This is a genomic window from Ralstonia mannitolilytica (genome assembly GCF_905397375.1).
GTDB lineage: Bacteria > Pseudomonadota > Gammaproteobacteria > Burkholderiales > Burkholderiaceae > Ralstonia > Ralstonia mannitolilytica.
This window is the reverse complement of the sequence record NZ_CAJPVG010000013.1, coordinates 45155-69708: the sequence shown is the minus strand read 5'-3', so window position 1 is coordinate 69708 and position 24554 is coordinate 45155. Positions and strand designations below refer to the sequence as shown.

Sequence of the window (24554 nt, the reverse complement as noted above, 5' to 3'; positions counted from 1 at the left end):
CACCCCTTGGAGTACACACATGTCTGATTTGAAAGGCAAAGTCGCCGTCGTCACGGGTGCCGCCAGCGGCATCGGCAAGCAGATCGCCCTCACGCTCGCCGGTTCGGGCGCGGCCATCGCCATCGTTGACCTGAACGAAGACGGCGCCAAGGCCGTCGCCAAGGAAATCACCGATGCCGGCGGCAAGGCCATCGGCCTGCGCATGGACGTGACCGACGAACAAGCCGTGGACAGCGGCATTGACCGCGTGGCCGAAGAACTCGGCTCGGTCGACATCCTCGTCTCGAACGCCGGCATCCAGATCGTCAACCCGTTCGTGAGTTATTCGTTTGCCGACTGGAAGAAGATGCAGGCCATCCACGTCGATGGCGCGTTCCTGACCACGCGTGCAGCGCTGCGCCACATGTACAAGGACGACCGTGGCGGCGTGGTGATCTACATGGGTTCGGTGCACTCGCATGAAGGCTCGCCGCTCAAGTCGGCCTACGTGGCGGCCAAGCATGCGCTGCTTGGCCTGAACAAGGTGCTGGCCAAGGAAGGTGCGGCGCATAACGTGCGCTCGCATGTGGTGTGCCCCGGTTTTGTGCGCACCCCGCTGGTCGAAAAGCAGATCCCCGAGCAAGCAAAGGAACTCGGCATCAGCGAAGAGGATGTCGTGAAAAGGGTCATGCTCGGTGATACCGTGGACGGCGTGTTCACCACCGTGGAGGACGTGGCCGAGACGGTGCGCTTCCTGGCGACGTTCCCGAGTGCCGCGCTGACCGGGCAATCCTTCGTGGTGAGCCACGGCTGGTTCATGCAGTAAATCCAAGTACCCGCAAGGAGGTTGGAGGAGATATGCCCGCACCCAAACTACGCGTGGCCGCAACCAAGCGGCCCACGCCGGCAGAGTCGTCACGCCCCGCAGATGCGCCGCTCACTACAGCGCAGCGCATCGTGCTTCCCGAATACGAGAACATCGCGCTGGTGCTGCAAGGCGGCGGCGCGCTGGGCTCGTACCAGGCCGGCGTGTTCGAAGGACTGGACGAAGCCGGCATCGTGCCGAACTGGATTGCGGGCATCTCCATTGGGGCGCTGAATACGGCGATCATTGCCGGCAACGCGCCGAAGGATCGGCACGCGAAGCTGCGCGAGTTCTGGCAGACGATCACGCAGCCGGGCTTTTCACCGCCGCTGCCCGACATTCTCGAGAACGCCTGGTTCGACGGCAACACGCACCTGCGCAAATGGCTGACCGCCATGCAGGCTGCCGACACGCTGCTCGAAGGGCAGCGCGGCTTTTTCACGCCGCGCGTTCCGCCGCCGCTGCCCGCCAGCGAAGTCGACCCGCTCGACGCCAGCTACTACGACACCGCGCCGCTCAAGGCCACGCTCGAGCGCCTGTGTGATTTCGACCGCATCAACGATGGCGGCATCCGTGTGTCGGTCGGTGCCGTCAATGTGCGCACGGGCAACCTGGAAGCGTTCGACAACACCGAACGCCGGTTGCGCGCCGAGCACTTCATGGCATCAGGCGCGCTGCCGCCGGGCTTTCCGCCCGTGCTCATCGACGGTGAGTATTACTGGGACGGCGGTGTCGTTTCCAACACGCCGCTCTCCTACGTGCTGGGCGCAAAGCCGCGCAAGGATACGCTGGTGTTCCAGGTGGACCTGTGGAGCGCCGTGGGCCCGGTGCCCGACACCATGATCGGCGTGGCCAGCCGGCAGAAGGATCTGCAGTACTCGAGCCGGACACGCCTGATTACGGACTGGATGGAGCGCTCGCAATCCACGCGGCGGCTGGTGCGCCAGATGCTGGACCACCTGCCCGAGAAGGAATTCGGCCGCACGCAGTGGTACAAGCACGCGCAGGAGCTGGCCTGCACGAAGCGCTACAACGTCATCCACCTGATCTACGCCGCCAAGGAAGACGAAGGCCCCGGCAAGGACATCCAGTTCGGCCCGGCGACCATGCGCGAGCACTGGGCCTCGGGCCTGGCGGATATCCGCGAGTCGCTTTCGCACCCCGAGTGGCTGGCGATGCCGACCGGCGATTCGGGCTTCGCGACCCATGACGTTCACCGGCATCTGCACGTGGAACGGCCCCCCAAGCGCTTGTAAGCAGATCAATGTCGCCTGCGGCGTCTGCGCAGGCGGCACGAGCCGGCCGCGCGGGGTGCCATGCACCTACGACTGCGTGCGCAAGGCCAGCGACGGACGAGGCAGCGCCGCCGTCCACGCACGATGGATGACGCCGCTGATCTGCTTGTAGACCTCCTTCGAGATCACCGTTTCGGCCAGCATCGTGTCGATCTTGCTCTGACCGATGTGGAGCGCGAACAGCAGGAGCAGGCGCTTCTCCAGCGCGGCGCTGTAGTCGCCGAAATTGCCGCGCAGTTCGGCCAGGCCTTCTTCAGCGGCTTCGATGCGCGCGATCAGCACGCCGTCGAGCAGGTCCGCCATGCGCTCGCCCAGCACCGGCTGCAATGACGTGCGGTTGTAGGCGCGCAGGCGTTCGAGCACCGTCTGGCGGCACACCAGCAGCTCGAAGCGATCGGCCAGCGCGTTCGCCAGCGGCCGGTCGATATGCAGCACGCGGTGCACCCACCATGCCAGGCGATAGCCGAAGTGCTTGGCGAGGATGCGCCGCGAGGCGCGCTTGTAACCGAGCCGCCCTTCCGCACGCGCGGCGTCGATCATGTCGGCGGTATTGCGCATCATCGCGTCGAGGTTGCGGATCGAGATGAGGCCGTTGCCGTATTCGGGAATCAGTTCGCGCTCGCGCGTGGCCAGGGCCACGAGCCCGATGGTGAGGCGCTCCCGTTCGGACAGCGCCTCTTCCAGATTCAGCTCTGCGGCGCCAGCGGCCACCTCGCGGCGGTATGCCTGCACCGCCTGCTCCGTGGCGCCGGCCGTGAAGTGGAAGTGCCCGCCGATGCGGCGCATGGTCGATTCCACCTCTTCGGTCGAAACGTTCAGCGCCTGGCCCTGCAGCACCTGCTCCTGCGGCGAAAGCTGGTCGAGCCCGAGCTGGCGCATCACCCAGCGCAGCGTCGCGCCGTTGAAGAGCACGCTCACCAGCACGAACCCGGTCGCGAGGATGCTGACGAAATGGCGGTCGGCAGCGTGCACGGCCGGGTTCTCGGCCACGCCCAGCGCCAGCACCAGCGTCACGGCACCGCGCAGGCCGCCCCACGCAATCGCCAGCTTGTAGGCATGGCTGACCGGTGCGGAAAGCCTGAGCCACGCGAGTGCGGGCAGCAGCCCAAACAGCACGGCCAGGCGCGCCGCCAGCGCAGCGGCGACGATCACCGCGAGCCAGAGCGCGTCTCTCCACTCCACGCCGTGCAGCAGCTCCGGCACGCGCACCGCGGCCAGCAGGAAGACCACGGCGCCCGCCAGCGCGGCAATCTGCTCCCAGATCAATTGCAGGTGCGACCAGTTGCGCGGCGTCAGGCGCGTGCGCCCCAGCGCCCCGATCACCAACCCCGCGCACACCACCGACACCACGCCCGACACACCAAGCACGTCTTCGGCCACCAGGTACAGCGGGTAAGGCAGCGCCAGCGTCCATGCGGCTTCGGCCTGGGCGATCCCGCGCAGGGCCGGCAGCAGGAACGCGGCGATGCGCCCGGCAATCAATCCGAACATCACGCCGCCGCCGAATGCCCGGGCCAGTTCGCGCAAGCCGGCCCCGATACTGGCCTCGCCGCCGTGCCCGGTCAGCATGGCAAGCAGCACACCCATGATGGCAATGGCCGCCGCGTCGTTGAGCAGCGCCTCGCCTTCCACCAGGCGAATCAACCGTGCCGGTGCGCCAACATCGCGGAAGACGGCGATCACCGCGGACGGGTCGGTCGTCGCGATCATGGCCCCGAGCAGCAGGCACGTGACAATGCCAAACGGCGCCACGGCCGCGGCCGCCAGACCGATCACGCCCGTGGCGAGCACCACGGCCACGACCGCCAGCATGAGGATCGGCGCGGCGTCGGGCGCCATGCGGCGTACGTCCACCGACAGCGCCGCCTGAAACAGCAATGGCGGCAGAAAGAGCCACAGATAGGCCTCGGCCGGCCAGCTGGGGTTGATGAGCGGTGTAAAGAACGTGGCCGCGAAAGTGGGTGCGGTGTTCTGCAAGCCCACATACGCCCCGCCGATGCCGATGCCGGCCAGCGCCAGCAGCGTCGACTCCGGCAAAGTCAGGCGCGAGGCGAGCATCTGCACGAGCGCCACCACGGCGAGCAGCCCGCCCGCCACCAGCAACAGGATCACCACGCCGTTCACGAAGCCGCCTCCCGCGCGGCGCCCCAGTCGGCGCGCTCCGTATCGGTCAGGTCCGGCACCGCGGTCGCACCGGTCTGCGCCGCGGCCACGGCGGCCTCCAGCACCGCCATGACCGCCACCGCCTGTACGGGCGGCACGGGGTTCGGCCGCGCCCCCGCAATGGCATCGCGCACCGCGGCATAGAAGGCACGCTGATCGCCACTGGGCGTCGGCATATCGCTCTGTGCGGACGTGGCGCCCCCGATCAGCACACCAGCGTCGTCATCCACGCCCCAGCCGGGCGCGCCGGGCGCCACGCCGGCAAGGAGTTGCGCCTCTTGTTGATCCATGCGGCGCTTGATGAAGGAGCCGCGCGTGCCGTGCACCGTCCAGCGCGGCGATCCGCCCGCCACGAGCATGCTGGCGTGCAGGATGGCGCGGCGTTCTGCGGCATGCAGAACGACATGCGCCCAATCCGGCGTCTCGGCGCCAGCGCGCTGGCGCGCGAACGATGCGCTCACGGCGTCGGGCAGGCCCAGCAGCAGCAATGCCTGATCGACGAGGTGCGGCCCCAGGTCGAACCAGATGCCCGTGCCCTGCCCGGCCTGCTCGCGCCACCGCGCACGCACCTGCGGGCGGTAGCGGTCGAAATGCGCCTCGATGTGCATTGGCTGCCCGATGGCCCCGCCTGCGATGGCAGCCTGCACGGCAAGGAAGTCGCTGTCCCAGCGGCGGTTCTGAAAGACGGACAGCAACCGGCCCGTGTCAGTGGCAACGCGGGCGAGATGCCGCGCCTCACTCAGCGTCACGGTGAACGGCTTGTCGACGACCACGTGCTTGCCCGCCCGGAGCGCGGCTTCGGCCAAAGGGGCGTGCCGGTCATTGGGTGTGGCGATCACCACGAGATCCACCTCGGGATGCGTTACGGCAGCCTCGGGCGCGCACACCACGGCGTCCGGCCGATCGGCCAGCACCGTGTCCGGACGATTGGAGCCGACCACGTGCAGCTGGAGCCCCGGGGTGGCGTCGATGTAGGCGGCGTGAAACAGCTTGCCGGCATAGCCGTAGCCCACGAGGGCCACGCGCAGCGGTGCTTCGTGTGGAGGATGGGACATGTCAGGAAAAAGGCGGAACGCGAGCGAATGAGACGTCCCGAACGCAATTTGGTGCCGGCAACCTGCGCACCTTTGCGTACGGAATTGCCCCGCTTGGCATCAGCAAACGTTGCCCATCGTCAAAAACGACTTCTAAGTCTCTTGTAAATAAGAATTACTCTCATTATTATTTGCGGCTTCACATTTTGAAGACGCGCCACAGCATTCCGGGGGTGGGATCGCGTCGCCAGTGCGCCTGTCGGCGCGACTTTCACTTTACGGGAACTGTAATGCCGCCGAAATTTCGTCGAGAGGGTCTTCGCCTGTCTTTGGCCGTCCTTGGAACGCTGCCGCTGGCCCACGTGGCAACCGCTGCAGACGCCGTGGTTGCGGCAGCCGACGCCGGCACGCTGCCCACCTCGACCGTCAAGGGCACGCGCAGCACGGCCAGCTACGACACGCCGATCGCCAATACGGCCACGAAGATCCCCGTGCCGCTGCGCGAGATTCCGCAAACCGTGAACGTGGTGCCGCACGCGGTGATCCAGGACCAGGGCGTGACGTCGCTTAACGAGGCGCTGCGCAACGTGCCGGGCGTGTCGGCCTCGCTTGGGGATGCCCAGCGCGACCAGGTGACCATCCGCGGGTTCTCGTCGATCAACGACCAGTACGTCGACGGCCTGCGCGACGACTCCCTCTACTTCCGCGACCTCTCCAACATCGACCGCATTGAAGTGCTGAAGGGCCCGGCTGCGGTGCTGTACGGGCGCGGCTCGTCAGGCGGCATCATCAACCGTGTCACGAAGAAGCCGCTCGCTACGCCGCTGGCCGAAGTGGGCGTACTGGTGGGCACCGAGCGTCAGAAACGCGCCGAGCTGGACCTGAACACCTCCATCAATGACGACGCCATCCGCGCACGCATCACCGGCGCGGTGGAAGACTCGGGCGGTTTCCGCAACGACTACTTCCTGCGTCGCCAGGCGATCTCGCCGTCGTTCCTGTTCAACCTGTCGCCGGATACCAAGCTGACGGTGCAGTTCGACTACCTGCACGACAAGCGCATCGCAGACCAGGGCGTGCCCGCCTATCACGGCCGCCCCGCCAACGTGCCCATCGAGACGCGATACGGCTCGGCCGATGCAGGCGCCGGCAATGTCGAATCGACGGTCAAGAGCGTGACCGGCACGCTGGACCACCGCTTCAACGACAAGTGGTCGTTCCACAGCGTGGTGCGCAATTACGAGTACTCGCTCGGCCGCAACAACTACACGACCGTGCGCAGCGTCAACGACGGCCCGATCCCGACCGTGACGCTCAGCGTCAACCAGCGCAACCGCAGCGATCGCGGCACGGTCTGGCAGAACGAACTGACGCAGAAGGCGGAGACCTGGGGCATCCAGCACACGCTGCTGTACGGCATCGAGCTCGGCTACCAGGACAAGAGCGACCGCGTGGCCGCGGCCCCGGGCAATTTCACGGTCAACCTGTTCAACCCCGTGCTGCCGGTGCTGCCCACGGTGCCCGCCAACGCCACGCCCACCAACTACGGCCTCTCGCACAACGAAACGTATGCCGCGTATGTGCAGGATCTGATCAAGTTCTCGCCGCAATGGACGGTGCTCGCCGGCCTTCGCTACGAGATCCTCAAGCAAAGCCGCGACGACCTCACGCCGAAGAACCAGGATCTGGCACGGACCGACAAGCCGGTCAGCCCGCGCCTGGGCGTGGTGTACCACCCGGTCGAGCCACTCTCGCTGTACGCGTCGTACAGCCGCTCGTTCCAGCCGCTGGCTGACAGCTTCACGTTCTTCCCGAACAGCGGTGCGCTGGCTCCGCAGCGGACCACCAACTACGAGATCGGCGCCAAGTACGACCTGTCGGCCGGCGCGAGTGTGACGGCGTCGCTGTTCGATATGAAGCAGACCAACCTGACGGCAGCAGCCCCGGATAACTCTGGCCTCGGCGTGCCTATCGGTACACAGCGTACGCGCGGGCTGGAGTTGTCGTTCACGGGTGAAATCGTCAAAACCTGGTCCCTGATCGCCAGCTATGCCTATCTGAACGGCCGCCTGGACAACCCATACGACCGGAGCGCCGGAACGGCCGTCACGGGCAATCAACCCTCGCTCACACCGCGGCATAGCGGTTTGCTGTGGCTCAAGCATGATCTGCCGAACGGCTTCTACGTGGCAGGCGGCGTGCGTGCCGAAGGCGCGCGTTATGCGTCGCAGTACAACCTGACGACGCTGCCCGGCTACATGACGGTCGATCTCGGCGCAGGCTACCGCAGCAGGCACGTCGACCTCACGCTGAACCTGCAAAACCTGTTCAATCGCGCGTACTACGTGTCGGCCCACGGCGGCGCCGAGCACTACAACATGCCGGGCGCGCCTCGCATGGCGCTGCTCGGCGTGCGGTACAAGATGTAAGCGTCCAACAGGCGAATGGCGATGCTGCGACGGGTGCTCTTCCGCCTGCACTGGCTGATCGGGTTGTCAGCCAGCGTGGTGCTGGCCATCGTCGGCGCCACCGGCGCGCTGATGGCGTACGAAGACGAACTCCTGCGCGCCCTCAATCCCGGCGTGCTCACCCTGCCCGCGCGCAGCGGCTCCGCCCCGACGCTGCCGCAGGTGGCCGCACAGGCGCGCGCAGCCATGCCGCAGCGCCCCGTCACGTTCATCACCGCCGCATCCGACCCCACCGAGCCGTGGCGCGTCTGGTATGCCTGGCCGCCCGGCAAGCGCGGCGGCAGCAGCCGCGGGGAACTGCGCTACATCGATGCCGGCACCGGCACGTTGCTTCCCGAGGCGCGCGGCCAGCGCTTCTTTGCCACCGTCAAGCTGCTGCACCGCACGCTGCTGGCGGACGAAGTGGGCAAGCAGATTGTCGGGGCGAGCACCATCGCGCTGGTCGTGATGGCGTTGTCCGGCCTCTATCTGCGGTGGCCGAAACGCGTCGCGAACTGGCGAAGCTGGCTCATGATCCGGTGGAGCCGCGCGGGGCGCATCCGCTGGTGGGATGTGCACACCGTCGTCGGCACGCTGGTGTTGCCGCTGTATCTGCTGGCCGCGTTCAGTGGGCTGTATTGAGGGATGGCCGGGATTCGTAAAAAATCCGCCACATCCGATCTAAGGTGCTGATTTGAAAAGAAAATAGGTCATAGGATCAAGCGGTGGAGCGCGCCTCTATGGATTCAAGGGGCAACGTACACTTCAAAAACATACACCTTCGCAATTGGCCGTACGGCCACCGACCCTGCTCTCAGTGAGCCACACTGGTATCACCTGACGCCTGCGGTGCACGTTCCAGGGTGTCCGCCGAAATCAGTTTGCGCCCATACAGCATTCCCGGCACCAGCACGCTGGTTATCGAAACAAGACGCGCATACGAGCGACAAATTGAACGCATTCTTTGAGAAGATAGACTCCGATCTTTTGAAGAACACTGGCGTGCATGACCGATTTGACAAGAACGCTCATTGAGCGATGGAAAGCTGACAGGGACGGGACATATCAGACGTGGTTTCTCTGGCCGGAGCGCCTCAAGAACTTCCGCTCCATTCGGCGCGGCATCGGCGCGGTCGTCAATGAGATTCAAGCTGGGACATTCGGCAACGCCTATCGCGGGTCCCCCCTCGAAACCGTGGTCTCCTCGATTGCAGAGCAGCGCCAGATCTTCAAGGGGGCGGACCATGCCTTCCTCTGGAAGCCCAAACTGCGCATCCCGGACATCTATGAGAATGCCGATCATCAGCGAGCGTTCGCCAGGCTGCTGCATACGTGCAATTGCTGCGACACCGAACAAGAACTGGTTCAAGCGATTCAGCAGTTGAACCAACACGGCATCAAGGGGCTGGGCCCGGCCGTCGCCAACCTGCTGTACTTCATTCACCCGACGCTGGCGGTTCCCTTCAACACCGCGATCGTCAACGGATACAACGCGCTGACGGGTTCTCGCGTCAAGCTCGGGAAATGGGACCACTACCTGGCCATGCGCGAGGGTGTGCTGTCCCTGAATGGTCGCTACCGCGACCTCCTGTCCAACGATTTGGGCGCAGTTGCCGGACTGCTGTTCGATATCGGAATGGAGCGCTATCCGGCGCCGCCGCGAGAAGGCGATGCTGCCACGATCGCTGAGTGGGAGAGCAATCTGGCCAAGGCGCGCGAGGAAGCGGCCTCCTTCGCCAAACAACTTCAGGCGGGACGAACCGACGATGCCTCCCATACAGAGGTGCAAGGCTGGTTGCGCGATCTCGGCAAGGCACTGGGCTTCGCAGTATGGGTGGCAACCAACGACCGTAGCCGCCCTTACAACGGCGGCGTGCTCAGCGATGGCTGCCTGGCAACGTTGCCGAACTCGCTGTTGGTAGCGGGTGCCGACACCGTGCCCCTTATCGACGTCGTTTGGCTGAACGCTGCTTCGCTGGAGGTGGAAGCCGCCTTCGAGGTCGAACACACCACTTCGATCTACTCAGGCATCGTGCGACTGCTTGATTTAGCCCTGGGCACAGAACAGCCGGCGAAGAAACACCTGTTCCTGGTTGCGCCGGATGGACGAGAGGCCGACGTGCGCGCTCAACTTGCACGCCCCGCCTTCAGCCGCGTATCGGAACTTGGCATCCGATATGTGCCCTACACCAGCCTCACCGAGCACCGGGAAACCATGGCCCGGTTCGGCGCAGGTATCAAGCCGATTGAAGCCATCGCCAAAACGCTCTGACCGGTGGCACGATTGCGGGTGCCAAGGAGACGGTCACACCCCATCAGCTGTATGCGCGGAACACGGTGGCCTGTCCGTCCAATCCGATCAGCAGGACGTTGTATGGCATGCGCCGATTACCGTATGCCGGCCCATCCATGCCAGGGGCGCCGAGCGGCATGCTGGGGACCGCCAGCCCGATCGCTTTCGGGCGCTCCTGCAGCAGACGCTTGATTTCGCGTGCCGGAACATGGCCTTCCAGCGCATAGTCCTGCACGATGCCCGTGTGACAAGAGGCATAGCGCTCTGGCATGCCAGCCTTTCGCCTGGCTTCCACCGTTTCCTCGACGTCATGTGCAACCACGTCGAACCCGTTGTCCCGCAAGTGGGCAAGCCAATCCTTGCAGCAGCCGCAACCCGGCGTTTTCCACACCTGGATCACGGGTTTCGATCCGGCCTTTTGCGCCAGGGCTACGGCAGGCAGCAGTAACAGACCTGCAATCAGGGACCGTCTTGTCGCGGACACGGGCTTGGCAGTCGGCGATTTCATCATCATGGTTCCTCCGGCAAACAGGTAAGCAGTATCAGGTTCCAGGCGGCGAAAGCACACCAAGCCAAGCGACCAACGCCAAAATCAGTATGGCAAGGCTGGTTTCCATGACCAGACTGCGGCGCAGTGCTATCACCGCGTGGACGTGGTCTGCGGCCCTAACCGCCGCCGCAAGCCGTGGGCTCAGCCGATAACGATTGGCTGCGGCCAGTCCGAGCATCAGCGCGAACAAAGCCAGCTTGATCAACAATAAGCGCCCGTATGGCGTGGTGAACAACCCGTTAATCGTCGGCCCAACGATCAAAAAATAGTTGAACGTCCCTGTCGCAAACAGCGTGGCAACAATCAGCGTCCCAAGACGCGCGAAGCCATTGGATGTGTGACTAAGGATTTCCACCGTTTCCGATGAGGCCGCTTGTCTTGTCGACGCCAGCAGCACAAACGCTGCCAATGCGCCAACCCAGGCGCCCGCGGCCAAAACGTGCGCGATATCAAATGTGAGATGAAGGTATCCCTTCACACCGTCGTCCATCGCCCCATGCCCGGCCCAAGTGACCGTTAGCAGAGCCACCGCACCCAGCCCGGCGCACACGCCGAAGTGAGGCGCTGGGTGCTTCCGCAAACGCGCAACGGCGACCAAGCATCCGGCCAGGGCCACCAATCGCGCCATCCAGGCCAGGCCAACCGCGGTGGTGGTCAGCATCATGCTGAAGACATGGCTGGTGAGTTCAGCGTACTCGGTGGCCCCCGTCATCGCCTTGGCCATGACAACGAAGCTCCAGAGCGACAGCACGATGCCCAATGCGGCAGTGACTCCGACGGCACGGACGTATCGGCGCGCAATCGCCGTGGCCCGGTGATCGGGTCGCAACGCCTGGACCCCGAACAGCGAGACCCCGAAAAGGATCGTCAAGTCCAGGTACAGCCCAAAGCGCAGGGCGATATTGAGCCAATCGTCCGCCATGGCCTTACTTCACCTTGAACGTGAAATTCCCCGTCATCGGGTGGGTATCCGACGAGACCGCGCGCCACTCCACCTTGTACGTCCCGGTCGTCAGCGGTTGTGCGGGCGTGATGACCATCGTCTTGGCGTCGTCGCCGGCGGAGACTTTTGCGCCAACCTTCATCGGGTTATGCCCCGACATGCCGGGCATCTCCGTCATGACGAGATTGGCCCCGGAGAATTGTGTCGTGAGGGTCTCCGAGAACTTCAGCTCGATCTTCGTCGGCGCAGTCACTTCCGCCTGATCGGCGGGCGTCGAAGAGACCAGTTTGGGATGCGCGAACGCGGCCGAAGCCAGAAGCGCCAAGGACGTGCCAATGATGGCCTTGGTGGCAAAACGAGACGTGAACATAGAAACACCCTTGTGGTTGGGAGTTGAGAAAACTAGAACCAGAGGCGCACACCCGCAACAAAACGGGTGTCGCCGCGGCGCCCACCGGCCGCTTCGATCATGTTGGCGGTACCGCCAAATGCCTGACTGCGTTCGACGCCGATATAGGGCGCAAACTGGCGGCTGAACTCATAGCGCAGCCGCAAGCCCACCGTCGCGTTGGAAAGCCCGCTGCCAACGGCGAGATCGGGATCGCGCTTGCCATAGAAGTTGGCTTCGATGCGCGGCTGCAGGATCAGCCGCTGGGTCAGCAACAGCTCGTATTCGCTGGACAGACGCAATGCCGTGCGTCCACTATTGCCCACATAGGCGGTGGCCTCGACATCGAACCAGTATGGAGCCAGACCTTGCACGCCGAAGGCCACCCAGTTGCGTGTGGGTCGGCCGAAACCCGTGTCATTCCGCACACCGAGCTGGGTATCCCAGAACGTTGTGACGGCATGGCTCCACAGCAACTCGGTGCGCGCCTCTTCGAAGCGCCCCTTTGAGACATCGCCTTCGGCTTTTAGGACCGCTTTGTTGTACACGCTGCCGAACCGGGCTTGCAATTCGTAGGCGGTTGCATTGGCATCGTTACCGTGCACCCACTCCAGCCGGTCAACCAGCACTGAGCCAAAGTTGTGCGCGTCCGCCATCATCATCATGTGGCGGGGATCGCCCAGTGCGTATTTGCCGGTGCCGAGCTGGTATCCGCCCGAGTAAGCATCGGGATCGCGTGCGTCGGGCGGCGCCGAACCATCCTGCATCTTCATGCTGCCGTGGTCCATGCCTTGCATCGAGCCGTGGTCCATCCCCTGCATTGAGCTGCCAGTATTCTGAGCGCCAGATTGGGACGCCGGGGTTGTCTCCCCGTTCATCAGTTGGATTTCCTGGGCCGAGGCAACGCCGATGCCGGCGGCAGCCAGCGCCACAGTCAACAGTGTTCTTACGTGCTTGTGCATGATCAATCCGCTGTGAAAGTCGAGCATCAGACCACCACCACTTCGCGGAACATACCCGCATCCATGTGCAACATCAGGTGGCAATGCCAGGCCCAGCGACCCAGCGCGTCCGCTGTGACGAGAAAGCTGATCCGTTGGGCGGGCTGGACGGGGATGGTATGCCGGCGCGCGAGGAACGTACCGTCCGGCGCTTCCAGTTCGCTCCACATACCATGCAGGTGCATGGGGTGCGTCATCATCGTGTCGTTGTGGAGGATGACGCGCAGCCGTTCGCCATAACGGAAGTGCACAGGTGTCGATTTGCCGAACTCCACGCCGTCGAACGACCACGTGTAGCGCTCCATGTTGCCGGTGAGGTGCAGTTCCACCTCGCGCTCCGGACCGCGCTTATCCATCGGACCGCCGATGGTATGCATGTCGGCGAGCACCAGAACGCGGCGCCCGTTGTTGCGCAGACCGACGCCGGGATCGTCCAGGTTGGTGCGCGCCATGTCGACGTGCATATCGGTGCTCGGACCGTATTCCGTGCGCGCGTGCCGTGCTGTCTTGCTCGGCACCTTCAAGCTGTTAGCCGCTCCGCCGGATTCCGCATGCTGGCTGTGGTCCATCATCTGCATGCCGCCGGAGTCCATCATGGTCATGCCAGTGTCGTCCATCATCTGCATGTCGCCATGATCCATACCGGGCATGCCGCCGTGGTTCATACCGGACATCGCACCATGGTCCATGCCCGACATGCCACCGTGGCTCATGCCACCCATACCGCCCATGTCACCCATCATGTCAGCCATGGACAGCCATTCCACCTTGTCGAGCGCAGGCACTGCAGCCTGCAAGCCCCGGCAGACAGCCAGCGTGCCACGTGCATAACCAGTACGGTCCATCGACTGCGAGAAGATGGTGTAGGCGTCGTCCTTGGGCGCGACCAGCACATCGCAAGTCTCGCCGGGGCCGAAGCGGAATTCGTCCACCGTGACCGGCTCGATGTTCTGCCCATCGACCTGAACCACCTTGAGTTTCAGCCCCGGGATGCGCACGTCGTAGAACGTGTTGCCGGAGCCGTTAATGAAGCGCAACCGCACAGTCTCGCCCGGCGTAAACAGGCCCGTCCAATTGCCGGCCGGCGTGACGCCGTTGGTCAGATAGGTGAGCGTTGCACTGGAGAGATCGGCCAGATCGGTCGGGTTCATGCGCATCTGGTTCCACATGGCCCGCTTTTCCATGGCCGCCTTCCAGCCATCGTTGGAAACGTCGCGGAAGAAGTCCACCACCGTAGGCTGGTGGTAGTTGTAGTAGTCGCCCTGCGTCTTGAGCTTGGAGAGGACGCGCATCGGATCTTCGTCGGTCCAGTCCGACAGCAGCACGCTGTAATCGCGGTCGGCCCGGATCGCGTCACCGCCGGCGGCATCGATGATGAGGGCGCCATAGACCCCGGTCATCTCCTGGAAGCCCGAATGCGAGTGGTACCAGTAGCTGCCGCTTTGTCGCACCTTGAAGCGGTAGGTAAAGGTCTCGCCGGGCGGAATGCCGTGGAAGCTGATGCCCGGTACGCCATCCATCTCGAACGGCAGGACAATGCCGTGCCAGTGGATTGACGTCGGCTCGCGCAGGCGATTGGTCACGCGCAAGGTGACGGTGTCACCCTCGCGCCAGCGCAGCGTGGGCCCCGGGAGCATGCCATTGATGGTCGTGGCCATAGCCGGCTTGCCCGTGAAGTTGACCGGCGTCTCGTCGATCACCAAGTCGAATTCGGTGCCGCGCAGCACTGGTGCGGTCCCCAGCGCGGTGGACGCAGCGGATGCCGCCGAAGTGAAACCACCCAGGCCCAAACCGGCGATGACACCGCCGGCAGCCAAACCTTGCACAAACCGCCGCCGCGGCAGGTTCGGTAGCACGAGGCCGGATGCACGATTGCTGCGCATGATCGAGATTTCCTTAACAAAATGTCCGACTCTGAAAGGTGGGTGCAGGCTACCCAGCGCCAGGCTACCCCGACCTGACTGAAACATTACAAATCCGTCATCTTGGTGTGATGCCGCCTGCAGCGCGGTACTCTACAGCCCATAAATCATAGGAAGTGATTCAGGCGCGATATGAAACTGTTGGTCGTCGAGGACGAGCCCAAAACCGGAGAGTATCTGCAGCAAGGCCTGACCGAAGCCGGCTTTGTGGTCGATCTGGCACGCAACGGTACTGACGGCCGCCATCTGGCCATGTCGGGCGACTACGACTTGCTGTTGCTGGACGTGATGCTGCCTGACGTGGATGGCTGGCAGATCGTCCAATCGTTGCGCGCTGCGGAACAGGCGGTGCCGGTGTTGTTCTTGACCGCCCGCGACAGCGTGGCCGACCGCGTCAAAGGCCTTGAAATGGGCGCCGACGACTACTTGGTGAAGCCATTCGCGTTTGCTGAGTTGCTAGCCCGGGTCCGCACGCTGCTGCGCCGGGGAACCGGTGCCGTCTCGTCCGACCGAATCCAAGTGGCCGACCTTGTGCTGGATTTGGCTCGCCGTCGTGCCTCACGCGGAGGCCAGAAGATCCCGCTGACGAGCAAGGAGTTCTCCCTGCTGGAGCTGCTGGTCCGCCGCCGTGGCGAGGTCTTGCCTCGCTCCCTGATCGCCTCGCAGGTCTGGGACATGAACTTCGACAGTGATACCAATGTGATCGACGTCGCCATTCGCCGGTTGCGCGCCAAGATCGACGACCACTTCGAGCCGAAGCTGATCCAAACGGTACGCGGCATGGGTTATGTACTGGAAGCGCCCGAGGACGCGGCCTGATGGGGCAGTTCTCCCTGACCACTCGGCTCACCGCGTATTTCTCGCTGTGTTCGGCAGCCGTCTTGCTGGGCCTGGGCGTGGTGATTGCGCTGGCCATGGATCAGCACTTTGCGGTGGAGGACTACACCGCGCTGCGCGAGAACGTCAGCGTCATTGAAAAGATTGTCGAATCGAGTCCCGCCGAACAGGTCCCCGAACGCATCCGCGAGGCAATCCAACATCGCACCGATCTCGTAGCTCGTATCCAGGGTTCGGACGGGCACATGCTGTACGTAACCCAGGATTTCGATTTTCAAGCGGCAACGCAAGCGCTGGCGCAGTTGCGGCATACCAGCGAAACCCTCGTTTGGGCGCAAGGCGGTCAGCAATATCGGGGCATGCACGCGGCCATCCCACTGCGAGATGGATCATCGGGCGAGCTTGATGTCCTGCTGGGGATCAACACGGACATTCACGCCCACTTCCTCCACACCTTCCGCGGGACGCTCGCTTTCTATATCGCCGTCGCAGCGCTGGCCACGGGCCTATTCGGCTGGTGGGCTGCACGCCGAGGCCTGGCGCCTTTGCGCACCATGGCCTCGCGGGCGCGCACGGTGACTGCCGACAAGCTCGATGAACGCATGCCTGTTGATACCGTGCCAGTCGAAGTGGCGGACCTTGCCGCGACCCTGAACGGCATGTTGGAGCGCCTGCAGAACGATTTCCGCCGCTTGTCGGACTTCTCGACCGACATCGCCCATGAACTGCGTACGCCTATCACGAACCTGCTCACGCAGACGGAGGTCGTGCTATCCCAGCCGCGCGAGGGCACGAAGTATCGCGATGTGCTGACCTCCAATGCGGAGGAACTGCAGCGCCTGGCACGCATGGTGTCCGACATGCTGTACCTCGCCAAGATGGAGCACAGCCTGACGCTGCCAAGCGCCGAAGACATCCGCATCGCTGACGAAATCCGCGCGTTGTTCGATTTCTATGACGCGCTTGCAGAAGACAAGGCTGTCCTGCTCGAAACGCGGGGCGATGGACACGTCACAGGAGACCGGCTCATGCTGCGCCGTGCGTTGAGCAACCTGCTCTCCAACGCCATCCGGCACACCCCGCGACATGGCCGCGTGGTCGTCTCGGTCAGTGATGATCGCGACGGCATGACGGTTTCGGTAGACAACGACGGCAGCGAGATCGCGCCGCAGCTGCTGCCATTTATCTTCGAGCGCTTTTTCCGGGCGGACAAATCGCGCGCGCGGCCCGAGTCGGAAAGTGCCGGCCTTGGCTTGGCCATCACCAAAGCGATCGTTGCGGCGCACGGCGGCACCATCACCGTTGCGCGCATTGACGGGCGCACACGGTTCTCTATCCGCCTACCGCGTTGCATCGATGCCGCAATATTGTCTGTATAGTTCTTTGCACACTGCGGCGACTACTGCCAAGCCGGGCTTGGCGGGCATTTTGGGTCGCAAACCGAAACAGCCGCCGGTTTCGCGCGCCACTCCGATGGACTCAAACGATGAGGATCGGCGCTTCATCGTACTCGGAATACGATCCTGCCATTGACAGGATGCCCATCGGATGAGACCGCTTGCCAGTCAACGCGATAGGAACCAGCCATGAGAGGTTGAGTCGGCTGAATAACGACCGTCTTGGCGTCTCCGCCACGCGATACTTCAGCCGGAATCTTCATCGGCCCGTGAAGCGCCCGGCCCGGCAGCCACGCCATAACTAGATTACCTCCCGAAGGCGGGAATACAAGTTCCTCTGAAAATCTCAATTCGATTCGCTTTGGGGCGGCCACTTCAGAATTGTTCGCTGGTCTCGATGAAACCAGCTTTGGATGGCCGAGAGCGATCTCGCTCAGAATCGCGAACAGGACGGTGACTGAGCCTCGCAATGCGCGGCGACTTGCGGACATGGCGCACCTCCGTTTCTTGGGAATGTGCATTTAGCTTAAGTCGTTGCACACGGAGCCTGTTGATGCAGGTCAGACCACCCACGAGCAACTAGCGTGCGATGAGATGGTAATCGGTGTCCCAAAACAGCACGATATGGCAATGCGTACCGAAGTTGTTGGTGCGCGCGGTAGCGCCCGCTGGGTGATGTCACGACGCATAGAGGTGTACGGGTTCGGCACCGGCTCGACACCGTCCACCAGAGGCTAGTTCTAGACCACTTTGCTGTGGCGCTGCTACGTTGGTGATTTGCTGCCCAATGCGATCCGGCACACCCCCGCGACATGGCCTTGTGGTCGTCGTGGCGCACGCGCGTCTCCACGTGCCGACCGCATTCCGCCGAGAGCGCGAACACTTCGGTTCACCATGGGCCACTGGCGGAAAGCGCACATGACCGCCACATGGCGGTCCGATTACGGTTCGGACAGATCTGGCCATTTGCGACTCAACGTGCCCCGCCTCTTTGGCACAAGGCGCCGTCCTTGCTTTCTCGTGGGTGCGCATGCCATGTCGGTACGCCAACCACCCAGGAGAACGACGATGTCTCACCAAACCTATCAAGAATGTCTCGACGCCTGTAACGCGTGTCAGGTCACATGCTTGCACTGTGCTGTGGCTTGCCTCAACGAGCCAAGCCCGGCGGAACTTGCCGACTGTATTCGCCTGGATCTCGATTGCGCGGAGTTGTGCCAGACTGCCGTTGGTTATATGGCACGCGGCAGCAGCCAAGCCAAAGCCGTTTGCGTATTATGCGCAACCATCTGTCAGAAATGCGGCGCAGAGTGCGCGAAGCATGCACACGACCACTGTCAAACTTGCGCACGTGCGTGTGAGGAATGCGCGCAAGCCTGTCGAGCTATGCAATAACGGCTTTGAACCCCAGTTCAATTGGAAGGAGCAAATGGCGCTGATAGGTCACATCCGCCGTCACGTGTTACACCATCCACGAATTGCCGGTTCGGTGCGCTGCCATTGGAAAGCGGCCTCAAAAGCACAATGCGCGCACATAGCACGAGGAATTTTCATTGTTGTTCATGCGCCCCGCCCTTCCCTCGTCTGCCTTTCTCCTTCTGCTTGAAAGCTGCGCTGCTCTGGCTGACGTTCAGCCTGCCGCGCCGCGCCCCACCAACGCAGTGCAGCCACACTACCAAGCAGCAACACAGCCGCCGCTGCCCAAAATGGAGCGAACGTATTCCATCCAAACAGGGTACCGGCACTCACCGAACCTAGTGCCTGCCCCAGGTTGCCTGCGGCTGCCTGCCTTGCCAACAGCGACCCAGCGAAACTACGGTCACCTTCCAGCAACTCATAAGACAGCACCGGTCCAATCATGCCGACGCCGGTAGCCACCACGGCGATTAGCAGCCCAAGCGCGGCGGCATCGGGCACCAGTGCGGCAAAGCCCAGTGCCACCGCTGAGCCGGCAAATGCGCCGGCAACCCAGCGATGGTCGATATGCTTGCGCACTGCCGGAAGCAGCAGCAAAGCCTGCGCGGCGAGCATCGCCAGGCTGCACGTGACAAACATCACCGCAATCATCGAGTTGGGTAGGCGCAGTGTCTGGCCACCAAACAGGCTGAAGCCGACTTCGAAGGTACCTGCGGCAAAGGACGCCAGCAGGGCTAACAGCATCGATACAGCAACGAAGCGCTTGCGCTGCCGGGTCATCTGCACCGAGCCGCTGTCGAGCAAGATCGGCTTGGTCGTGCTCAGGCAGCGGCGAACCGCCAACAGAAGTGGCAGTCCGACCGATGCGACCACCAACGCGGGCCAGTTGACCATACTGGGCATCTGGCCTGCAGGCATGCCCATCAGCGGCCCGGCAAGCCAACTACCGAACGCGGGGCCCGCGAGAAAGCCAACGAACGATGCACTACCGATCAGCACAAAGCGCCGACTCCTGTCCTCGGTATTGCTGATGTCGGTCACATAGGCCTGGGCACCGGGCACGATAGCCGCTGCCCCCGCCCCGGCGATCAATCGACCGCCATAGATCGCCATGAGACTGGGTATTAGCGCGACCATCGCGGTTCCCAGCACAAACATAGCGAAGCCGGTAGTCAGCGCCGCCGCCCGCCCACGATGATCCGACTGGCGGCCCCACCACGGCGCAAAGATGAACAGCGCGAGCGTGTAGATTCCTCCCAGCATGCCAACGTGCCACGCCAGCGTTTGCCGCGTCGCACCAGGCAGGTACTGCGCCAGATACAACTGCAGCAACGGCAGCCCGACTCCATAGCCGAGAGAGACAACAAATACCAGAGCAAGCAGCACGACCAACGCTGGCCTGACGGCCCGCGCATCGAGGGGTGCGGGAGTGGCGGACGATTGATTAAGCATGATGCCTTCAGCCCGCGCCGTGAGCGGCCACCGGAGCGGTCACGCCGTTGTGGACCGTCGCCGCGCTTGCGCGTCGGATTCCAGTCAGCCGGGTTCGCTTGAGCATTAGCGCGTTAATCGCCACTAGCGCAGAGCTGCCCGACATGGTAATCGCCGCCACCTCGGGGCTGATCGTGAATGGGTAGAGTACGCCGGCCGCCAACGGGAACGCCACTACGTTATAGGCGACCGCCCACCACAGGTTCTGATGCATCTTTCGCAAGGTCGCGCGGGACAGTTCAATCGCACCGACCACATCCAGCGGATCGCTTTTCATCAGGACCACATCGGCACTCTCCATCGCGACATCGGTGCCCGCACCGATCGCGAAGCCCACGTCGGCTTGCGTCAGCGCCGGAGCATCATTGACGCCATCGCCCACCATGCCGACCTTCTTGCCCTGCCCCTGCAGTTCCTTGACCTTTGCGGCCTTGTCGCCCGGCAGCACGTCGGCCAGCACGATGTCGATGCCCAATTCCTTCGCAATGCGCTCAGCGGTCGAACGGTTGTCACCGGTTAGCATTGCGACCTGCACCCCGCGGCCATGCAGTGCCTTGATCGTCTCGGCCGAAGACGGCCTCACTGCGTCGGCGATCGCGATCAAACCGATCAGGCGACCGCCGTGTGCGACGTGCACCACGGTGCGGCCTTGGCCCTGCAGACGGTCGGCATCTGCCTTGAGCGCGCCAAGGTCAACGCCATTGGCCTCCATCAACCGCCGATTACCGAGCAGGGCCAGCCGACCGGCCACCACCGCCTGCGTGCCCTGCCCATCGATGTTGGTGAAATCCGTCACCGCTTCGGAGGCCAGTGCGCCGGCACGCTTGAGGATCGCGACCGCAAGCGGGTGTTCGGAGAGCTTTTCGACCGAGCCTGAAACGCGCAGCAGGTCGTCTGGCGTTACGTCCCGGGCCACCGCTATATCGACCACTTCCGGCTCGCCAAGCGTCAGGGTGCCGGTCTTGTCGAAGATCACCACATTTAGCCGTGTCGCGTCCTCCAGCGCCGCAGCATTCTTGAACAAGATGCCGTTCATCGCGCCCAGGCCGGTACCCACCATCACCGCCATCGGCGTCGCCAACCCCAGTGCATCTGGGCAGGCAATCACAAACACCGTGATCGTGAGTGTCAGTGCCAGCAGTACCGGCTGCCCGAGCACGAAGTACCAGACAGCGAAAGTGGCCACACCGATCAGGAAGGCGATCACGACCAGCCATTGTGAGGCCTGGTCGGCCAGCAACTGCGCTGGCGCTTTGGAATTCTGCGCCTCCTGCACCAGTTTGACGATCTGCGCCAACGCGGTGTCGGCACCCACCTTGGTCGCACGATAACGGAAGCTGCCGCTCTTGTTGATCGTCGCGCCAATCACCTTGTCGCCCACCATCTTCTTCACCGGCATCGACTCGCCGGTGAGCATCGATTCGTCCACCTGAGAACCGCCCTCGAGCACCTCGCCGTCAACCGGAATCTTGTCGCCAGGACGCACCAGGACGATGTCGTCGAGCAGCACTTCGGCGGTCGCCACAGTCACTTCCTTGCCGGCGCGCAAGACAGTGGCCTTTGGCGGGGCCAAATCCATCAGCGCGCGGATGGCTTCCGACGCTCCTGCGCGCGCGCGCATCTCCAGCCAGTGGCCCAGCAGAATGAACACCAGCAACACCGACACAGCCTCATAGAACTGCGCACCGCCGAAAATGAAGGTGCTGCCGACACTGAAGACGTAGCCGGTGCCGACGCTCAGCACCACCAACACCGCCATGTTGAGCACGCCATTGCGCAACGCACGCGCGGCGGCGACGAAGAACGGCCACGCGGGGTAGATCACCGCAGCGGTGGCGAGCAGGAACAGCCACAGCCCCAAATCCAGGCCGAACGGTGGCTTCAGCTTGATGAAATCCATGCCCATCGGGGCATACAGGAAGATCGGCACCGTAAACGCCAGGCAGACCCAGAAACGGTTGCGCATGTCGCGCGCCATCCCCTTGGCATCCATACCGGGGCCATGGCCCATCTCGTGGGCCATTGCATCCATGCCACCGTGAGCCATCGCGGCGTGGTCGTGCGCGACGGGCGCCTCCGCTGTGGCCGGCCCACCAGCGGCATGTACGTGCCGCTCAGGATGCTCGTGCTGAATATGGCCGTGCGCGTGTGCCGGCGCCACAGCATGCTCCATCGGCCCGCACATGTGCCGGGGCAACATTTCGCCCGCACAGTGGTACCCGCAGTCCTGGATTGCCGCCCGGATGCGTTCCGGATCAATGCGCCCCTGGTCGTACGTCACCGTGGCCGATCCGGCCACCGCGTTGACCGAGACATGCTCAATGCCCGGCATCTGCGCTAGGTGCTTTTCGACGCCGCGCGCTGCCAGCGGCGATAGTAGCCCTGCCACCTCGAATGTGTTGGTTGTGCTCATGAGGGAATCCGTTGTTGGGGAATCGAACGCAGTGCGATGAAGTGCAGTGCGACAGCGCCACTCAGCAGCGCGGCGAAGAAGCACCACACCGAAATGAACCAATGGGCATAGAAAACGTAGGCGGTGAACGAAGCGGCCAGCGTGAGCGCCCCGAACACCTTGACCCAAACATGGCTGGAGAGCAACAGGCTCACCGTCGTGGAAAGCAGGTACAGCGTCATCGACGCGACAATGTAGAAATGCGGGGACTGGTAGTCCACATGGCCTGCCATCGGGCGCGCCTGAATCGGGTTGACCACCAGGCTGTACAACAGGTATGCACCCACAGCCAGACCCATAACCACAAAGGCCAACAACCCTCGGCGGCGCGGACCCCGGGGCTCTAGCAGCCATGCCGCTAAGGGGACGTACACCGGCCACAGTACGTGGGAGAAAAATGAGTACACCTGCGTAGCAACAAAGTTAAGCCAAGCGGGGCCACCAAAACTGAGCCAGACCACCCCCTCGACAAGCTGCTGGATCGCAAACAGCAATGGGATGGCGGCATAAGGGCGCTCCGCCGGGCAGCGCGCCATACGCAGCGTCACGGTGCCGATTGCCAGCAGTAGCGTGCCGGAGCCAAAGCTGGCCGTCGCGGAAAAGCACATAGCGCTAGTTCCCCCAATCCCAATGCGGTCGACTGCGGTACAGATCACGCCGTGTCATCGGCACAGGCCATTTACCCGGGTGGCGATTGGACGCCAGGATTTGATAGATGCCGGAGCCACCGGCCTCGAACTCCAACGCGCAGGCCGCCATGTACAGGCGCCAGACGCGATAGGCGGCTTCTCCAACTTCAGCGATCGCCGCATCGCGCTGAGCCTCCAGGCGATGCACCCAGTGCCGTAAGGTCATCGCGTAGTGCGGGCGCAGTCCCTCGACGTCATGGATCTCAAAGCCCGCGCGCTCCATGCCGAGTTGGATGTTGCTGATGCAATCAAGCTCGCCGTCGGGAAATACATAGCGATTGATGAACTCGGTGGCAGCTGTCTTGTTCCACCCTTCCTCGTCGTGCGTGATGCCGTGGTTCAAGAATAGGCCGCCCGGCTTGAGCATCCGACGCACCACCGCATAGTAGGCCGGCAGGTTGCGCAGGCCGACGTGCTCGAACATCCCGATGCTGGAAACCTTGTCGTAGACACCCTCGCCTTCCAGATCACGGTAATCGCGCAACTCCACCGTGACGCGATCCTGTAACCCTTCGATCCGAATGCGCTCGCGGGCGTATTCGAGCTGTCGCTCGCTTAGGGTGATGCCGTGGGCGTGCACACCGTGCTCGCGCGCGGCCCAACATACGAGCGCCCCCCAGCCGCAGCCGATATCCAGCAGCCGTTCGCCGGGCCGCAGGCGCAGCTTGCGGCAAACGTGCTCAAGCTTGTTGCGCTGCGCCGTGTCCAGCGAATCGGAGGGCTGCTCGAAGTAGGCGCAGGAGTACACCCGCTCCTCGTCCAGCCACAACCCATAGAACTTGTTGGACACGTCATAGTGGAACGAGATCGCGGCGCGATCGCTGTGGCGCGAATGCCGGTGCGCGAAGCGCCGGGCGACCCGGGATGCGAAGCCCGCATCCGGTTTGATCTCACCCAGGTCCGGAGCGGGCAGCATTAACGCGTCCTTTAACAGCGCGAGCTTGTCGCGCCACGACAACTGGATCGACTCGAAATGGTTCTTCAACCGGAGCGCGCCGTACAGGTCTCCCTCGATGTCGAGCACGCCCCGAAAGTACGCGTCAGCCAATAAAAGGGGACTGCGCGCCACCACCAACTGACGCAACAGGCTGGGGTCCCGCACCACCAACGTGAAATCGACCGCCGTATCGTGCCCGTGCAGCGTGTCGTTCCACAGCCGCAGTGCGGGCGGCTTCTCCATCCCAGCGAGCAACCGACGCAGGATGCGTAGCGCCGGCTCGGTGTCGGTCGAAGGAACGCTGCCAATAAATGCCTTGGTGCTGTTCATCTCTTGCCCTCCCGTTGGGTTGATGGCTCGTCGCGGTCCTCTCCGCCAATTGACACGATGAAGCGCCAACCCGACATCGGAATCGCGGCTTTGCAAAATCCGGCCAGATCTATCTCGAAGTGAAC

20 protein-coding genes are annotated in these 24554 nt (G+C 63.5%); 8 read left to right on the top strand and 12 right to left on the bottom strand.

Going from position 1 to position 24554, the window contains the following annotated elements; all coding sequences use genetic code 11:
• Positions 1-19 precede the first annotated feature (19 nt).
• Positions 20-805: a 3-hydroxybutyrate dehydrogenase gene (locus KHN96_RS19870; protein ID WP_062739565.1), complete on the top strand. Its 786-nt coding sequence runs from the start codon at positions 20-22 to the stop codon at positions 803-805.
• Positions 806-837: 32 nt separating this feature from the next.
• Positions 838-2100, top strand: a complete 1263-nt coding sequence (locus KHN96_RS19865) for a DUF3734 domain-containing protein (protein ID WP_045220065.1) — start codon at positions 838-840, stop codon at positions 2098-2100.
• A 66-nt stretch (positions 2101-2166) separates the two neighbouring features.
• Here the strand turns inward: KHN96_RS19865 and KHN96_RS19860 are convergent, their stop codons facing one another.
• Entirely contained in the window at positions 2167-4263 is a 2097-nt protein-coding gene (locus KHN96_RS19860; RefSeq protein ID WP_062739566.1) for a cation:proton antiporter, read from the bottom strand.
• Positions 4260-5357 (bottom strand): oxidoreductase, encoded by a 1098-nt coding sequence (locus KHN96_RS19855; protein WP_062739567.1) that lies wholly within the window; start codon positions 5355-5357, stop codon positions 4260-4262. The genes KHN96_RS19860 and KHN96_RS19855 overlap by 4 nt, the downstream gene beginning before the upstream one ends.
• A gap of 269 nt (positions 5358-5626) precedes the next feature.
• Between KHN96_RS19855 and KHN96_RS19850 the strand changes: the two genes are divergently transcribed.
• The 3 genes from KHN96_RS19850 (at position 5627) to KHN96_RS19840 (ending at position 10055) form a co-directional block, all read left to right on the top strand.
• A complete protein-coding gene (locus KHN96_RS19850) occupies positions 5627-7765 on the top strand; it encodes a TonB-dependent receptor (RefSeq protein WP_062739568.1) in 2139 nt (712 codons plus the stop codon).
• A 21-nt stretch (positions 7766-7786) separates the two neighbouring features.
• On the top strand, positions 7787-8425 hold the full coding sequence (locus KHN96_RS19845) for a PepSY-associated TM helix domain-containing protein (RefSeq protein WP_238587603.1): 639 nt from the start codon (positions 7787-7789) through the stop codon (positions 8423-8425).
• Positions 8426-8789: 364 nt separating this feature from the next.
• Positions 8790-10055, top strand: coding sequence for a hypothetical protein (locus KHN96_RS19840; protein ID WP_009241683.1), 1266 nt, complete (start codon positions 8790-8792; stop codon positions 10053-10055).
• A 43-nt stretch (positions 10056-10098) separates the two neighbouring features.
• Here KHN96_RS19840 and KHN96_RS19835 read toward each other — a convergent pair whose 3' ends face one another.
• The 5 genes from KHN96_RS19835 to KHN96_RS19815 are packed head-to-tail and all read right to left on the bottom strand — an operon-like array spanning position 10099 to position 14841.
• Positions 10099-10587, bottom strand: a complete 489-nt coding sequence (locus KHN96_RS19835) for a DUF411 domain-containing protein (RefSeq protein ID WP_021197391.1) — start codon at positions 10585-10587, stop codon at positions 10099-10101.
• 31 nt (positions 10588-10618) lie between these two features.
• The gene (gene copD / locus KHN96_RS19830; protein ID WP_009241685.1) at positions 10619-11548 is read right to left on the bottom strand and encodes a copper homeostasis membrane protein CopD; all 930 of its coding nucleotides are present in this window, start codon (positions 11546-11548) and stop codon (positions 10619-10621) included.
• A gap of 4 nt (positions 11549-11552) precedes the next feature.
• Complete coding sequence (gene copC / locus KHN96_RS19825; protein ID WP_009241686.1) at positions 11553-11939, bottom strand: copper homeostasis periplasmic binding protein CopC; 387 nt, start codon at positions 11937-11939, stop codon at positions 11553-11555.
• Between the two features lie 32 nt (positions 11940-11971).
• Positions 11972-12946 (bottom strand): copper resistance protein B, encoded by a 975-nt coding sequence (locus KHN96_RS19820; protein WP_009241687.1) that lies wholly within the window; start codon positions 12944-12946, stop codon positions 11972-11974.
• Complete coding sequence (locus KHN96_RS19815; RefSeq protein ID WP_009241688.1) at positions 12946-14841, bottom strand: copper resistance system multicopper oxidase; 1896 nt, start codon at positions 14839-14841, stop codon at positions 12946-12948. The genes KHN96_RS19820 and KHN96_RS19815 overlap by 1 nt, the downstream gene beginning before the upstream one ends.
• A 171-nt stretch (positions 14842-15012) precedes the next feature.
• Here KHN96_RS19815 and KHN96_RS19810 point away from each other — a divergent pair, with 171 nt between their 5' ends.
• Both KHN96_RS19810 and KHN96_RS19805 read left to right on the top strand, forming a co-directional pair.
• Positions 15013-15699 (top strand): heavy metal response regulator transcription factor, encoded by a 687-nt coding sequence (locus KHN96_RS19810; RefSeq protein WP_012435757.1) that lies wholly within the window; start codon positions 15013-15015, stop codon positions 15697-15699.
• Positions 15699-17096, top strand: a complete 1398-nt coding sequence (locus KHN96_RS19805; RefSeq protein ID WP_009241690.1) for a heavy metal sensor histidine kinase — start codon at positions 15699-15701, stop codon at positions 17094-17096. Before KHN96_RS19810 ends, KHN96_RS19805 begins: the two co-directional genes overlap by 1 nt.
• Positions 17097-17218: 122 nt before the next feature.
• On the opposite strand, the gene copC (KHN96_RS19800) is transcribed toward KHN96_RS19805, so the two are convergent.
• Positions 17219-17605 (bottom strand): copper homeostasis periplasmic binding protein CopC, encoded by a 387-nt coding sequence (copC, locus tag KHN96_RS19800; RefSeq protein WP_009277764.1) that lies wholly within the window; start codon positions 17603-17605, stop codon positions 17219-17221.
• Positions 17606-18182: 577 nt separating this feature from the next.
• Here copC (KHN96_RS19800) and KHN96_RS19795 point away from each other — a divergent pair.
• Positions 18183-18509, top strand: a complete 327-nt coding sequence (locus KHN96_RS19795) for a four-helix bundle copper-binding protein (protein ID WP_012435756.1) — start codon at positions 18183-18185, stop codon at positions 18507-18509.
• Positions 18510-18674: 165 nt separating this feature from the next.
• Here KHN96_RS19795 and KHN96_RS19790 read toward each other — a convergent pair whose 3' ends face one another.
• The 4 genes from KHN96_RS19790 to KHN96_RS19775 are packed head-to-tail and all read right to left on the bottom strand — an operon-like array spanning position 18675 to position 24429.
• Positions 18675-19982, bottom strand: a complete 1308-nt coding sequence (locus KHN96_RS19790; RefSeq protein ID WP_004635140.1) for an MFS transporter — start codon at positions 19980-19982, stop codon at positions 18675-18677.
• Positions 19983-19989: 7 nt separating this feature from the next.
• Positions 19990-22434 carry a heavy metal translocating P-type ATPase gene (locus KHN96_RS19785; RefSeq protein ID WP_004635142.1) on the bottom strand — a complete coding sequence of 815 codons (2445 nt, stop codon included), beginning with the start codon at positions 22432-22434 and terminating at the stop codon, positions 19990-19992.
• Positions 22431-23081: a DUF6629 family protein gene (locus tag KHN96_RS19780; RefSeq protein ID WP_004635145.1), complete on the bottom strand. Its 651-nt coding sequence runs from the start codon at positions 23079-23081 to the stop codon at positions 22431-22433. Before KHN96_RS19780 ends, KHN96_RS19785 begins: the two co-directional genes overlap by 4 nt.
• Positions 23082-23085: 4 nt before the next feature.
• The gene (locus KHN96_RS19775) at positions 23086-24429 is read right to left on the bottom strand and encodes an SAM-dependent methyltransferase (RefSeq protein WP_009241691.1); all 1344 of its coding nucleotides are present in this window, start codon (positions 24427-24429) and stop codon (positions 23086-23088) included.
• Positions 24430-24554 lie beyond the last annotated feature (125 nt).

Coding starts and splice junctions, on each gene's coding strand:
- KHN96_RS19795 (WP_012435756.1), top strand. CDS start 18,183: ATGTCTCACCAAACCTATCAAGAATGTCTCGACGCCTGTAACGCGTGT.
- KHN96_RS19835 (WP_021197391.1), bottom strand. CDS start 10,587: ATGATGAAATCGCCGACTGCCAAGCCCGTGTCCGCGACAAGACGGTCC.
- KHN96_RS19815 (WP_009241688.1), bottom strand. CDS start 14,841: ATGCGCAGCAATCGTGCATCCGGCCTCGTGCTACCGAACCTGCCGCGG.
- KHN96_RS19870 (WP_062739565.1), top strand. CDS start 20: ATGTCTGATTTGAAAGGCAAAGTCGCCGTCGTCACGGGTGCCGCCAGC.
- KHN96_RS19810 (WP_012435757.1), top strand. CDS start 15,013: ATGAAACTGTTGGTCGTCGAGGACGAGCCCAAAACCGGAGAGTATCTG.
- KHN96_RS19855 (WP_062739567.1), bottom strand. CDS start 5,357: ATGTCCCATCCTCCACACGAAGCACCGCTGCGCGTGGCCCTCGTGGGC.
- KHN96_RS19785 (WP_004635142.1), bottom strand. CDS start 22,434: ATGAGCACAACCAACACATTCGAGGTGGCAGGGCTACTATCGCCGCTG.
- KHN96_RS19845 (WP_238587603.1), top strand. CDS start 7,787: ATGCTGCGACGGGTGCTCTTCCGCCTGCACTGGCTGATCGGGTTGTCA.
- copC (WP_009277764.1), bottom strand. CDS start 17,605: ATGTCCGCAAGTCGCCGCGCATTGCGAGGCTCAGTCACCGTCCTGTTC.
- KHN96_RS19780 (WP_004635145.1), bottom strand. CDS start 23,081: ATGTGCTTTTCCGCGACGGCCAGCTTTGGCTCCGGCACGCTACTGCTG.
- KHN96_RS19840 (WP_009241683.1), top strand. CDS start 8,790: ATGACCGATTTGACAAGAACGCTCATTGAGCGATGGAAAGCTGACAGG.
- copD (WP_009241685.1), bottom strand. CDS start 11,548: ATGGCGGACGATTGGCTCAATATCGCCCTGCGCTTTGGGCTGTACCTG.
- KHN96_RS19850 (WP_062739568.1), top strand. CDS start 5,627: ATGCCGCCGAAATTTCGTCGAGAGGGTCTTCGCCTGTCTTTGGCCGTC.
- copC (WP_009241686.1), bottom strand. CDS start 11,939: ATGTTCACGTCTCGTTTTGCCACCAAGGCCATCATTGGCACGTCCTTG.
- KHN96_RS19775 (WP_009241691.1), bottom strand. CDS start 24,429: ATGAACAGCACCAAGGCATTTATTGGCAGCGTTCCTTCGACCGACACC.
- KHN96_RS19865 (WP_045220065.1), top strand. CDS start 838: ATGCCCGCACCCAAACTACGCGTGGCCGCAACCAAGCGGCCCACGCCG.
- KHN96_RS19805 (WP_009241690.1), top strand. CDS start 15,699: ATGGGGCAGTTCTCCCTGACCACTCGGCTCACCGCGTATTTCTCGCTG.
- KHN96_RS19820 (WP_009241687.1), bottom strand. CDS start 12,946: ATGCTCGACTTTCACAGCGGATTGATCATGCACAAGCACGTAAGAACA.
- KHN96_RS19790 (WP_004635140.1), bottom strand. CDS start 19,982: ATGCTTAATCAATCGTCCGCCACTCCCGCACCCCTCGATGCGCGGGCC.